We start from the raw sequence: 13,260 nt of genomic DNA on the forward strand, positions 1-13,260 counted from the left end.
GCATGAATGGCGGACAAATAGGTAACGTAGATTTAGTAAAACAACTTAACAGTGCAGCGGTTTACCGTTTAATAGACCAACAAGGGCCTATTTCTCGCATTCAAGTTGCTGATGTTAGCCAGCTGGCACCTGCAAGCGTTACCAAGATTACCCGCCAATTATTGGAGCGCGGCCTTATCAAAGAGGTCGCTCAACAAGCCTCAACAGGTGGACGCAGAGCCATCTCTCTAACGACAGCAGTGGAGCCTTTCCACTCTGTCGCTGTACGTCTCGGTCGAGATTATGTGCAGTTCTCTCTTTACGATTTGGGTGGCCGTGAAATGGCCTTCTCCCATAATGATTTTTACTACACCAATCAAAGTGAACTTAGCGAAGGCTTGGTGACATCGCTTCGCGAATTTCTAAAAGAACACAGCCCTAAAATAGAACAGCTTATTGCTATTGGCATTACCCTACCTGGGCTGGTTAACCCGACTACGGGTGTTGTTGAATACATGCCAAATACCGACATCGACAAACTCGAGCTCGCTGACTTAGTTCGTGCTCAATTCAAAGTAGAGTGTTTTGTAGGTAACGATATTCGTGGTTTAGCTCTGGCAGAACATTACTTTGGCGCAAGCCGCGACTGCCAAGATTCCATATTGGTCAGTGTTCACCGTGGTACTGGTGCTGGTATTATCGTCAATGGCCAAGTGTTCTTAGGGCACAACCGCAATGTGGGTGAAATTGGTCACATCCAAATCGATCCGCTAGGTGAGCAATGCCAATGTGGCAACTTTGGCTGCTTAGAAACGGTTGCGGCTAACCCAGCAATTGTCAAACGCGTTAAAAAGCTGATTGAACAAGGGTATGAGTCAACACTTGCTCTAAAAGAGCACATAACTATTGAAGATGTTTGCTCACACGCATTAAATGGCGACGAGTTAGCCAAACAGAGCTTGGTTCGAGTAGGCAACCAACTCGGCAAAGCCATCGCAATCACTATTAACCTGTTCAACCCGCAGAAAATCATTATTGCTGGTGACATTACCATGGCAAAAGAGATTGTCTTCCCAGCGATTCGTCGTAATGTCGAAAACCAGTCGTTAACGACATTCCACACAGAGCTACCAATTGTTGCTTCAGAAATCGATAAGCAACCTACAATGGGTGCCTTCGCTATGATCAAACGCGCCATGCTAAATGGGGTTTTGTTACAAAAACTACTCGAAGATTGAGAAAATGTTTTGAAATAACAAACAAACCCTTACATAAATTATGTAGAATATGTGACCACACCTCGGTGTGGTCTTTTTGTCTTCAGATAATAAAAAATACTATGGAACTGATCCTTATAACCGTCGCCTTCATCGCGGGTTTCCTCGCATTGAAATGTCAACTACCACCCTTAGTAGGTTTTCTACTTGCTGGGTTTATTCTGCATCACTTTGGTTTTGAATCGACCGATACTATTACCACTCTTGCAGACCTTGGTGTGACACTTCTACTGTTTACTATTGGCTTAAAGCTCGACATTAAAACTTTGTTGTCCAAAGAGATTTGGGCCGGCGCAACCATTCATAATCTGCTTTCGACACTTTTGTTCGCCGTTTTGTTACTTGGTTTGAAAATTCTGGGGGTTTCTAGCCTTGCTACGCTCGACGTTGAGCAACTTATTCTGTTGGGCTTTGCTCTTTCCTTCTCAAGTACTGTATTTGCAGTAAAAACCTTACAAGAAAAAGGTGAGATGAATGCTACCTATGGCACTCTCGCCATTGGTATTCTGGTTATGCAGGATATCTTCGCGGTCATCTTTTTAACGGCCTCAACAGGCAAGTTCCCAGAATGGTATGCCATCGGACTATTTGCTCTTCCTCTCCTTCGTCCCATCATGTTCAAGCTATTAAATAAAGCCGGACATGGCGAAATGCTCGTATTAAGCGGCATTTTCTTCGCACTCGTCATGGGTGCAGGGTTATTTGAATTGGTTGGAATGAAGCCGGATTTGGGTGCGCTTATCTTGGGTATGCTGTTAGCTTCACATTCTAAAGCTTCTGAGCTGTCAAAATCACTTTTCAATTTAAAAGAGCTGTTCTTAGTCTGCTTTTTCCTCAATATTGGTCTTGCTGATCAGCCGACAATCGAAGGTTTTGTGCTCGGTGCATTGCTCCTCTTGTTACTGCCACTGAAAGGCATTCTTTACTTCGTGGTCATCAACGCATTTAAATTCCGTGTCCGTACGTGCCTTCTAACTACACTCACTCTATTTAACTTCAGTGAGTTCGGTCTCATTGTCGGTGGCTTGGCTTACAAACTGGGTTGGATTTCCGGTGACATCCTAGTCGCGTTAGCCATTGCCGTATCGTTGTCCTTTATCGTTTCTGCCCCTCTAAACCGAATTGGGCACAGCATTTACTTGCGCAGTGCGAAGTGGCTAAAGGAACAAGCAGCAGAGAAGATCAATACCCGCGACCAATTCATCAATCCAGGCGAAGCTCAGGTTCTGATTCTTGGCATGGGACGAATCGGCACTGGCGCTTATGACGAGCTCTACCAACGATATGGAAAAGTTAGCCTAGGTGTTGAAGTGCGCGAAGAAGCCGCTAAGCAACATCGAGAGGAAGGCAGAAATGTTATAGCCGGCGACGCCACCGACCCTGATTTCTGGGAACGTATTCTCGACACAGCTCATGTAAAGTTGGTATTGCTGGCAATGCCCCACCATCAAGGTAATCAAACTGCGTTAGACCTACTTCACCAAAAGCAGTTTAAAGGGCAAATTGCTGCTATCGCCGCTTACCCAGATCAATTGGATGAGTTGGAGCAGATGGGTGTCAATGCAGCATTTAATATCTACAGCGAAGCAGGTAGTGGTTTCGCACGCCATGTGTGCGATCAGCTGCAACCTAACCTCAAATAACAACCTCTACAAACATATTTAAAAGCCGGTCAATCCGGCTTTTTTTGTGGTTAATTGACCATCAAAGCACCAATATCTAAATGCCATATACCAAAAAAGCCATTTAATTAAAAAAAATTTAATCAAACCTCACTTTTATCATCTTTTTCGTTCATCACGGTTGCTTTTTTTTGAGCAGATGGCAAATTGAACTCAACAGCGTTAAATTTCATCTAAAAGGAAGTTGTATGTGTTCAGTATTTGGCATTTTAGACATAAAAAGTGATGCAGCCGCTCTACGTCCAGTCGCGTTAGAGATGTCTAAAAAGCTTCGTCATCGTGGACCAGATTGGTCTGGTATCTATGCTTCAGACAAAGCAATTCTTGCGCATGAGCGCCTAGCTATCGTTGGCCTAAATAGTGGTGCTCAACCACTTTACAGCCAAGATAAAAAACACATCCTTGCTGTTAATGGTGAAATCTACAACCACAAAGAAATTCGTGCTCGCTATGAAGGCAAATATGAGTTCCAAACTGACTCAGATTGTGAAGTCATTCTAGCGCTATACCAAGACATGGGTGCAGACCTACTAGAAGAGCTAAACGGCATTTTCGCTTTCGTCCTTTATGATGAAGAGAAAGATGAGTATCTTGTTGGCCGTGACCATATTGGTATCATTCCGCTTTACCAAGGCTACGACGAACACGGTAACTACTATGTTGCGTCAGAAATGAAAGCGCTAGTGCCTGTTTGTAAGACTATTAGCGAATTCCCTCCTGGCAGTTACTATGGCTCTAAAGATGCAGAGCCTCAGCGTTACTATATTCGTGACTGGAACGAATACGCAGCAGTGCAAGGCAACAGTACAAGCAAAGAAGAACTGACTGAAGCATTAGAAGCGGCGGTTAAACGTCAGCTAATGACAGATGTACCTTATGGCGTACTACTTTCAGGTGGCCTTGACTCTTCTATCACTTCTGCTGTCGCAAAACGTTTCGCAGCAATGCGTATTGAAGACGATGAAAAGTCAGCGGCATGGTGGCCTCAACTTCACTCATTTGCAGTTGGCCTCGAAGGCGCTCCAGATCTCAAAGCCGCTCGTGAAGTGGCTGACCAAATCGGTACCGTTCACCACGAGATGACCTATACCATTCAAGAAGGTTTGGATGCGATTCGCGATGTTATCTACCACATCGAAACGTATGACGTCACCACAATCCGTGCTTCAACGCCTATGTTCCTAATGGGACGTAAGATCAAAGCAATGGGTATTAAAATGGTTCTTTCTGGTGAAGGGGCAGACGAGATCTTTGGTGGCTACCTGTATTTCCACAAAGCGCCAAACGCAAAAGAGTTCCACGAAGAAACAGTTCGTAAACTGCTTGCATTGAACATGTTTGACTGCGCACGTGCCAACAAATCACTTGCAGCATGGGGCGTTGAAGGCCGTGTACCTTTCTTAGATAAAGAGTTTATCGATGTAGCAATGCGCTTAAACCCTGAAGACAAAATGTGTGGCAACGGTAAGATGGAAAAACATATCCTGCGTGAGTGTTTTGAACACTACCTTCCAGAGTCAATCGCATGGCGTCAAAAAGAGCAGTTCTCTGACGGTGTAGGTTACAGCTGGATTGATACACTAAAAGAAGTGGCTGAAGCGAAAGTGACTGACCAACAAATGGAAACCGCAGCATTCCGCTTCCCATACAACACGCCAACAACAAAAGAAGGTTACGCATACCGTGAAATCTTCGAAGAGCTGTTCCCACTCGAATCTGCGGCCCAATGTGTTCCAGGTGGCCCGTCGGTAGCGTGCTCTTCTGCAAAAGCACTTGAATGGGATGAATCTTTCCAGAACTGTGTTGATCCTTCAGGTCGAGCTGTTCAAGCAGTTCACAACGACTCTTACTAAGTGTCAAAGTTAACCTAATCCAAAAAAACCAGCCTCACGGCTGGTTTTTTTATTTGAACACTAAATTGACGTTAGCCCGGGTGACCATCCACTCTTGGAGTGACTAGCATTTTGCCAAAGTGGTATACATACATACCGAACGCAAAGGCCCAAAGTCCCGCACTAATATCAATCATCAGGAACATGTGCTGTGGCCACACGGCAACACCAATACTACGAATGACTGCTGCAACAATAATAGCGACAAATGCCCATGTCATATTAGGGCCCTTATAGATAGCACGACCGGTATGCCCCATCGTCACGCGACTGATCATAGATAAAACTACGCCACCTAACGCGCCTACCGCAAACAAGTGCAGCATAGCGTGTGATGCAAAAGCATCGCTTAGCATTCCTCGGTACAACAGGCTTAATGGCAGACATAAATAAGTCAGCATTAATGACCAAACTAAAGGTTCAGAAAGCGTCAGCCAAGGCTTCCAACGCAACCAACGCACTAATTGAAACAGCCCTGCAATCAACATAAGCGGTTTACCTAGCACAGCAAATGACAACGGGAAGAAACTCAGCACGAATAAACCCATCAGAGGCAGCGTCGCTAGCCACTCCAGCCAAATTAACGGCTGGGGTTTATCAAACTGGAATCGGCGCGCAGAGAAAAACGGAATCACTCTACCGCCCATTACTGAGATCAGGATAGTGAACCACCAGATCATCGCGCCCCATACCGCACTTGAACTAAATGGAGGCATTCCTTTAACGGTGGCATAACTGGCAAAGTTGGCAAAAATAGCTAACAAAAACAAAGGCACAAAAAACAAGTTCTTCCAGCCTTTTGACTGGTAAACCCTAAAACCTACTTCGTATGCGGCTATCAAGATGAACAGAGACTCAATACTAGACGTCAACCACAACGGTGCTGGTGTCCAAAACAAAACACGTGTTAGCCCCCACAGTGTAACGAGCAATAATAGGCGATAATGCTTAGTTCCGTTAACTCCGGTCCATGTCTGCACTGCTGTTAGGACAAAACCGACCACGATTGCCATCGCAAAACCGAATATCATTTCATGGGCATGCCACCATAACGCGGGGACTTGCAACGCTTCGGGCTGACCTTTTTGGAACATGATGACCCAGGCCACCACCGCAAAGATGGCATAAACGCTTCCGAGTAAGAAAAAAGGACGAAAACCAAGACGAAGCCAAGCTGGTATCTTCTCTTCAACCTTTTTATCAGTAATATTTAGCATAACGACTCACTTAAAATGACATACATTTGTGTAAGTGCACAAATCATACCAAGTAACAAAGGCCCCATATTTCGGGCACCACGAGTCCAAATCACTTAAAATAAAGTCAAATGGACATAGATAAAATACAAGTCATTATGACTCATGTAGGTTCAATTTAAATCATCCAGAATTTGATCTCTTTGCTATACGAATCAATGACAAATTAGTACTCTAACGCTCACTTTATTCTGGTTGATAATATAGAGAATAGACAATGAAAATGGTTGCGGTCACGGCTTGCCCAACTGGTATTGCTCATACATATATGGCAGCTGACGCTATTCGAAAAGCGGCTCAAAAAGAAAATATAGGCATCAAAGTAGAGACTCAAGGTGCAATGGGTATTGAAGGACAACTGAGCACCCAAGATATCGCTAATGCCGATCTTGTCCTCATTGCTTCCGATATTGAAGTTGAGCACCGAGCTCGATTTACGGGTAGTAAAATACACTGCGTCACAATCGAAGAGGTTCTGACTGATGTTGATTCGGTTATACAGCGTTGCATGGGGCTTGTTAGAGGTTAACCTTGATAGAACGTAGAATCACCTTTGTCCTACCGGAAGACGGGTTCTCTGGATGGAAAATCAATCGATTAAAAACACTGAGTAACATGTTTCGCTCAGTGGTGATTCTGCGTAATTTAACCTGCTGGGATAGTGCTAATATAGAGCATCCACTGCGTATTCTTTCACTAGCAGGCAAACAAGATGACCTTTGCCAGCTGCACATTGAAGGCTCAGATGCTGAGCTTGCTTGTATGGTCTTGATGGACTTTATTGCTGAACACTTTATGTTGGTGAATACGGCTCATCGTTCCAATAAACACGCCAATCTATCGTTATTGAGAGGATTAAGCACCTTCCGGTTACCATTTGAAATCGACTACCATTTTGCTCGTGATAGCAGCAACGATAAAACCGCCATTCTTGAGCAAGTCGCTAATCTGACAGCCCAAGTTAACTCCGCAGAGATGACACAGAACTTACTGAAACGAGAACAGTATTCGTCAACTGCAACGGGTAAAATGATCGCATTACCACACATACTCACTAGTGACGTAGATAAAGCATCGCTAACCGTCATTAAGTGTGAGAATCCTGTCGATTGGCAAGCACCTAAACTAGGACCCGTTACTCTGGTTATTGCCCTAATACTCCCCTCTCCTCCGGAGCGCTCGCTATTAGTGAGTTTTACTCATCTCACCAAATCGCTATTGGATGAGGAGTTTTGTCAACTGCTGACCACCAGTAGAGAGCCTGAAGCAATAAAAGCGATATTGATTCATCAGCTGGTCAAAGGTCAACGGGCAAAAGCCTTATAATACCTGTCGGTACTCGCTTGGCGTTTGCCCTGTTCTTGACTTAAATACTCTAAAAAAGTAATTCACATCATGATAGCCACAGCGAGTTGCCACTTCCTGCAGCTTAAAGTCGTATTTTTTCAGCATAAACTTCGCGCGTTCCATTCTCACCCATGTGATGTAGTCCGCTAAAGTCATGTGTCCTTGCTGGCGGAACAGTCTCGATAGGTGATTAGGACTAATATGAAATCTCTTCGCAATACTACTGCGAGTAATAGTGCGGTGGAAATTCTCCTGAATGTAAATACAGATACCCTGATACAGGTCGCCACTTCGTAAGTTATCCGATGGTTCTGACACCATAGACTGGCTATAGGAAAGTAACGCCATGAGCAAGTGCTCATCCATTGGGGACTTCTTCGGCTCTCTTGCTATCGCATTGAGCGCCTCAAGAATATGGTCAATGGCATGACCCGTACGTGTTTGCACACTGTGCTTTTGGATATCGTAAAACCCAGTTTCACCGTGTCTCTTACTCACTAAGCTAAAGCCTAGTTGGCGCTTCCCAAACAGCAAACTTAATACTGAGCAGTCCCCTTGCCAATTTGGTTTGTTCCAGCAGTTCGGAGGAATGTACAACGCATCACCCGATAATACCTTGATTGAGGATATACCCTGTTCAGGATCTTCAAGTTCATTCTCATACTCTCCACTAATTACTAACTCAAGCCTTGGGAAATTAACTTGATAGCTAAACGGTGGTGGCGTGAGCTGATCGGCAGCAAACCAGATTCGGTTGAAATGCTCCCTTTCGGCAATTAACGTTTCAATTAAATTGTGGAACATTGGCGAATTTCTCCAGCGACCAAATAGAAATATGAGCTCTTTTTGTGAGCTGCGTCATGCATTCCTGCGACATTCATGAGGTTACAAAGCTCTAGCCAAGTCTAACATAATGACAATTACGACAATAATAACAACTAGAAACAAATAAATAAGCACCTGATAAATAAAAAGTTTAACACAGTTCACTTACCAAAAATGGGTTATATAAAATATTGAGCCAGTTCACATTAAAATTCCATAGGTACAATAATCCAGTAAAAGCCTTTATGGTGCTCTAAAATTTCTTGCCAAAGCCACCGATAATTACCCTATCGAATGACTACATCACTTCTCAGCGAATCGGTCACCCCAATACTTGGGATGCCAATATGTTGTAAATGAGAAATCGTGTAGTCCAACCTCCACCTACAATGGTCAATAGGACAATCATTATGATTACGGATCTCATTAATGAAAAACTGATCTGCCTAAATCTAAAAGCAACGAGCAAGGACGAAGTATTCGCAGAAATGGCGCAGTTGCTCCATGCTCAAGGCAGAATTAGCGATAAAGCACAATTCCTAACCGATATCTATGCTCGTGAAGAAATTGGCAATACCGGATTTGAAGATGGTGTTGCGCTACCGCACGCGAAAAGTAAGGCGGTTGTTGAACCAGCCGTTGCGATTGGTGTGAGTCAATCTGGGATCGACTACGGCGCTGAAGATGGTCAACCGTCAAAACTCTTTTTCATGATCGCCTCTCCAGATGGCGGCTCTGATCATCATATTGAAGTGCTTGCTGAATTATCTTCCAAACTGATTGAAGATGGTTTTATTGAGAATTTCCTAAAGGCAGAAACAGAGCAGCAAGCGTTAGAGTTGCTGCTGGCTAAATCTGAAGCACCAGCTAATCAGCTGGAAGCAAACAAAGGCTTTCTTATCGGCGTAACAGGCTGCCCAACGGGCGTCGCACATACTTACCTTGCAGCAGAAGCATTAGAAAAAGGCGCAGCCGAGCTTGGTTATCAAATCAAGGTAGAAACTAATGGCTCAATCGGCGTAAAAAATTCACCAAGTGCCGATGAAATTGCTCGCGCTGATGCCATCATCGTCGCATCAGACAAGCAAGTGGATATGAATCGCTTCGCGGGTAAAAAATTGATCGAAACTGGCGTTAAAGCCCCTATCAGCGATGCAAAAGCTGTTATAAACCAAGCGCTTGAGGCGCCTGAATTTGTTGCTGATGCCAAAGCAGCCAAATTGGAAGACAATTCTTCGAAGCGTTCTGACTTATACCGTTACTTGATGAACGGCGTATCACACATGATCCCGTTTGTTGTAACTGGTGGTCTTTTGATTGCTTTGGCTCTTGCGGTGGGTGGTCAACCTAGCGAAGCTGGCATGGCTATCCCTGAAGGCAGCATGTGGCAGAAAGTACTTGATGTCGGTGTCGTCGCGTTCACTCTAATGATTCCTGTTCTATCCGGTTATATTGCTTACGCTATTGCCGACCGCCCTGGACTTGCCCCTGGCTTGATTGGTGGCTGGATTGCAAACAACGGTTCATTCTATGGTGCTGAGGCAGGTACAGGCTTTATCGGCGCTATCGTTGCTGGTCTACTTGTCGGTTACTTCGTCAAATGGGTTGTCACTCGTAACTATCACAAGTTTATTCAACCACTTGTGCCGATTATGATTGCACCGATTACTGGCTCTCTCTTTATCTCTGCACTGTTCATCTTCGTTATCGGCGCGCCAATTGCAAGCCTTATGGACAGCTTGAATGCGATGCTTATCAGCATGAGTACAGGTAGCGTTATTCTTCTCGGTATCGTACTTGGTGGCATGGCTGGCTTTGATATGGGTGGTCCATTCAACAAAGTAGCGTTCCTATTCTCTGTTGGCATGATTGCAAGTGGTCAAACTCAATTCATGGGTGCTATGGCATGTGCTATCCCAGTTGCGCCACTTGGTATGGGACTAGCGACTGTGTTAGGCCGTAAGTTCAACCTATTCGAAGAGTCTGAACTTGAAGCTGGTAAAGCTGCTGGCGCAATGGGTCTAGTTGGTATCTCTGAAGGTGCTATCCCATTTGCTGCACAAGACCCAATGTCAGTAATTCCTGCAAACGTCGTTGGTTCAATGGTTGCGGCAGTCATGGCGTTCTCATTCGGTATCACTAACAGCGTGGCACACGGTGGCCCTGTTGTGGCTCTACTTGGCGCAATGAACAAACCTCTACTTGCTCTAGTTTGTATGGCAGCAGGTACGGTTGTGACAGCACTAGTTTGTATCAGCTTGAAGAAAATGCGTGCAGCAAAAGCAGAAATGGCTGTTGCATAACCCGAGCTCCTAAAGGTGCCCCCTGCGCCTATCTTTGAAGCCCCTACTCGGGGCTTTTTTTGTTCTAGAACGATATATAACCCCCTCAAAGTGCGAAACGTTTACATTGGCATCAAGTTCAATATCTACAAGGCGTTACACATCACAAAATGTCTAACTTTGTGAAACTTACATTGCGATATTTACACGATAGGAGTCTAATGAAGTCATATCGAATGAGAGGTTTCAAATGGCAACGATTAAAGACGTAGCAAAGGAAGCTGGCGTTTCAGTAGCAACGGTTTCCCGGGTAATCAACAAATCCCCAAAAGCAAGCGCGGCATCAATAGAATCCGTCACCAGCGCAATGAAAAAGTTAGGCTACCGCCCAAATGCAAACGCTAGAGCTTTAGTCAGTCAAAGTACCAATACTGTAGGTGTTTTGGTAAGTGATGTGTCTGACCCATTCTTTGGCACCATGGTGAAAGCCGTAGACAAAGTTGCACACCAACATGGAAAACATATCTTAGTGGGTAATGGCTATCACGATGCTGAAGAAGAGCGTAAAGCAATTGAACTGCTCATCAACAGCCGCTGTGATGCCTTGGTGATACATTCCAAAGCCTTGTCTGATGAAGAACTCATTCAATACGCTGAAGAAGTAAAAGGCTTGGTCTACATTAATCGCGACATCCCCCAACTCCCTGGTCGTTGTATCTCGCTAGATAACTATAAAGGAGCCTATATCGCGACCGAGCATCTCATTCGTAACGGACATACCAACATTGCTTGTGTAGCATCTTCACACAATATCGAAGACGTAGACCAGCGACTAGAAGGCTATCGAGATGCCCTTAAAGCCAATAATATAAAGCTGTCCGCCAGCTATATTGAATACGGCTCTCCAGACAGTGATGGCGGCGAAATCGCCATGACCAACCTACTAACGAAATCACTGCCAATTACTGCTGTGGTGGCGTACAACGATAATATGGCAGCGGGTTCTCTATCAGTGCTTGAAGAAAACCAATATGCTTTGCCAAATCAAATGTCCATTATCGGCTTTGATGATGGTTTGATTGCCAAATATCTTCACCCAAAACTCACCACGATCCGCTACCCAATTCAAATGATGGCGGAAAAAGCAGCGCAAATCGCTTTGGCATTATCAAAAAGTGAATCGGTTGAAACCGACCCAATGATTTACTCACCAACATTGGTACAGCGAGCATCTGTAGCTCGTAAGAACTAATTTGATTCCAATGCATAAACGAAAAAACACGGCTTTTGCCGTGTTTTTTATTGCTTATCAACTCGTTAGTTTGTTACTTGCTGCGCGTTAACCGTTTCAACATTAACGCCTTCAGCAAACTCACCACGCTGTAATTTTTCACGCAGAATCGCATGTTGATCTTCCGTAAACGTGTACTTCGACATAATAAAGATTCGAATCAGCGCCCCTAGTGCAGGCAATAACGCAATACAGAAGAACATGCCATCAAGCGCTGTCTCTGTCTGCTCTGCATTAGGTACATACCCTATCGAAGCTAAAATAAGGCCTGTTAACCCACCAGCAACCGCTACAGATAATTTGCCAGTAAACGTTTGACCAGAGAAAGTAATTGCCGCTGTACGCTTACCACTGTGATAGTACGAATACTCTACGGTGTCAGCGATCATTGCTGAAATCAGGGGGTTAGTCATCATAAAGATAGCGGTAATCACGGCTAACCATGACATCACAACCGTCGGGTTATCGTAACCGGTCATGTAGAAACCAACACGTGCAATAATTTCTAATACACATAGCGTGATAAAAATATCACGTTTCTTAAAGCGCTTCGTTAACACTGGCGTCGCTAAGCAGGCAATCGCACTGACTAAAGTAATCGTACCGATCAGTGAGACTAGTCCAGCATCACCCATGTTGTAAGTGAAGAAGAAAATATACAGGCCATTAACTAAGTTAAAGAACACATTCATAAAGAACGCAGCAAGAATAAAAAACAACGGTTTATTCTTGCGCACTGCTTGGAATGTCTGTTTAAGTGTAACCTTCTCACTCGCCGTAGAAATTCGTTCCTTGGTGTTATAGAAGCCATTCCACATGAACAGCAAACCCGCCACCATCAGGACAATAACTGCAGGTAAATAACCTTGGTCCGCGCGGCCGTCAGCAAAGTAAGCGCTCAGTTTAGGAAATAGCACCAGTGTTGCACCAATACCCGCATTAACACCTAGCATTGCGCATGTTGCTGCTTTTGCACGCTCTTGTGGTTCATCTGTCATAACAGAAGACATCGACCAAAATGGAACATCCGAAATAGTGTATAACGTGCCCCAAAGAATATAGGTGATACCGGCGTACATTACTTTTGTAGATGTATCGGCATCTATATTGTAGAACGACGCAATAGTCACCAATACGATAAGTATTGGCGTAAACAACATATAGGGTCTGAATTTACCAAAGCGAGACTCTAAGGTATCCATGTATCCGGCGATGATAGGGTCATTCACCGCATCCCACACTCGAGCAATTAGAAATATGGTACTCGCCGCGATGGGAGAAATGCCCAAAATATCAGTATAAAAGTAGAGGATAAAGGAACCCACGAGACCAAAGCTAAAGCATTGGCCTACGCCATATCCAAAATAGGACATCAGTTCCTTATTCGAGAGTTTGTTTTGTAGGGTATTCATAATGTGTACTCATCCAG

General features: G+C 44.4%; 10 protein-coding genes. 7 read left to right on the forward strand and 3 right to left on the reverse strand.

From position 1 onward, the window contains the following. Window positions 1–2: 2 nt before the first annotated feature. The 3 genes from nagC (at window position 3) to asnB (ending at window position 4,791) form a co-directional block, all read left to right on the forward strand. A complete protein-coding gene (gene nagC / locus L2W36_RS00670) occupies window positions 3–1,217 on the forward strand; it encodes a DNA-binding transcriptional regulator NagC (protein WP_006071900.1) in 1,215 nt (404 codons plus the stop codon). 101 nt (window positions 1,218–1,318) lie between these two features. Beyond that, window positions 1,319–2,899, forward strand: a complete 1,581-nt coding sequence (locus L2W36_RS00675) for a cation:proton antiporter family protein (protein WP_038225443.1) — start codon at window positions 1,319–1,321, stop codon at window positions 2,897–2,899. Between the two features lie 227 nt (window positions 2,900–3,126). Further along, entirely contained in the window at window positions 3,127–4,791 is a 1,665-nt protein-coding gene (gene asnB / locus L2W36_RS00680) for an asparagine synthase B (protein WP_006071905.1), read from the forward strand. 71 nt (window positions 4,792–4,862) lie between these two features. On the opposite strand, the gene L2W36_RS00685 is transcribed toward asnB, so the two are convergent. Then, window positions 4,863–6,047 (reverse strand): NnrS family protein, encoded by a 1,185-nt coding sequence (locus L2W36_RS00685; protein WP_236109104.1) that lies wholly within the window; start codon window positions 6,045–6,047, stop codon window positions 4,863–4,865. A 256-nt stretch (window positions 6,048–6,303) separates the two neighbouring features. Here L2W36_RS00685 and L2W36_RS00690 point away from each other — a divergent pair, with 256 nt between their 5' ends. Then, a complete protein-coding gene (locus L2W36_RS00690; RefSeq protein ID WP_038225448.1) occupies window positions 6,304–6,615 on the forward strand; it encodes a PTS fructose transporter subunit IIB in 312 nt (103 codons plus the stop codon). Between the two features lie 2 nt (window positions 6,616–6,617). Continuing rightward, complete coding sequence (locus tag L2W36_RS00695) at window positions 6,618–7,412, forward strand: PTS sugar transporter subunit IIA (RefSeq protein WP_236109105.1); 795 nt, start codon at window positions 6,618–6,620, stop codon at window positions 7,410–7,412. On the opposite strand, the gene L2W36_RS00700 is transcribed toward L2W36_RS00695, so the two are convergent. Next, window positions 7,407–8,237, reverse strand: coding sequence for a helix-turn-helix transcriptional regulator (locus L2W36_RS00700; protein WP_236109106.1), 831 nt, complete (start codon window positions 8,235–8,237; stop codon window positions 7,407–7,409). The genes L2W36_RS00695 and L2W36_RS00700 overlap by 6 nt on opposite strands. Before the next feature lie 431 nt (window positions 8,238–8,668). On the opposite strand from L2W36_RS00700, the gene L2W36_RS00705 reads away from it, so the two are divergent. Further along, entirely contained in the window at window positions 8,669–10,561 is a 1,893-nt protein-coding gene (locus L2W36_RS00705; RefSeq protein ID WP_236109107.1) for a PTS fructose transporter subunit IIABC, read from the forward strand. A gap of 229 nt (window positions 10,562–10,790) precedes the next feature. Continuing rightward, entirely contained in the window at window positions 10,791–11,792 is a 1,002-nt protein-coding gene (locus tag L2W36_RS00710) for a substrate-binding domain-containing protein (protein ID WP_006071916.1), read from the forward strand. 65 nt (window positions 11,793–11,857) lie between these two features. Here L2W36_RS00710 and L2W36_RS00715 read toward each other — a convergent pair whose 3' ends face one another. Beyond that, on the reverse strand, window positions 11,858–13,243 hold the full coding sequence (locus tag L2W36_RS00715; protein WP_152559635.1) for an MFS transporter: 1,386 nt from the start codon (window positions 13,241–13,243) through the stop codon (window positions 11,858–11,860). Between the last annotated feature and the right edge of the window lie 17 nt (window positions 13,244–13,260).

The sequence above is a fragment of the Vibrio sp. McD22-P3 genome (assembly GCF_021568915.1).
In the GTDB taxonomy this organism is placed as follows: domain Bacteria; phylum Pseudomonadota; class Gammaproteobacteria; order Enterobacterales; family Vibrionaceae; genus Vibrio; species Vibrio mediterranei.

Coding starts and splice junctions, on each gene's coding strand:
- L2W36_RS00675 (WP_038225443.1), top strand. CDS start 1,319: ATGGAACTGATCCTTATAACCGTCGCCTTCATCGCGGGTTTCCTCGCA.
- L2W36_RS00705 (WP_236109107.1), top strand. CDS start 8,669: ATGATTACGGATCTCATTAATGAAAAACTGATCTGCCTAAATCTAAAA.
- L2W36_RS00715 (WP_152559635.1), bottom strand. CDS start 13,243: ATGAATACCCTACAAAACAAACTCTCGAATAAGGAACTGATGTCCTAT.
- L2W36_RS00685 (WP_236109104.1), bottom strand. CDS start 6,047: ATGCTAAATATTACTGATAAAAAGGTTGAAGAGAAGATACCAGCTTGG.
- nagC (WP_006071900.1), top strand. CDS start 3: ATGAATGGCGGACAAATAGGTAACGTAGATTTAGTAAAACAACTTAAC.
- asnB (WP_006071905.1), top strand. CDS start 3,127: ATGTGTTCAGTATTTGGCATTTTAGACATAAAAAGTGATGCAGCCGCT.
- L2W36_RS00690 (WP_038225448.1), top strand. CDS start 6,304: ATGAAAATGGTTGCGGTCACGGCTTGCCCAACTGGTATTGCTCATACA.
- L2W36_RS00700 (WP_236109106.1), bottom strand. CDS start 8,237: ATGTTCCACAATTTAATTGAAACGTTAATTGCCGAAAGGGAGCATTTC.
- L2W36_RS00710 (WP_006071916.1), top strand. CDS start 10,791: ATGGCAACGATTAAAGACGTAGCAAAGGAAGCTGGCGTTTCAGTAGCA.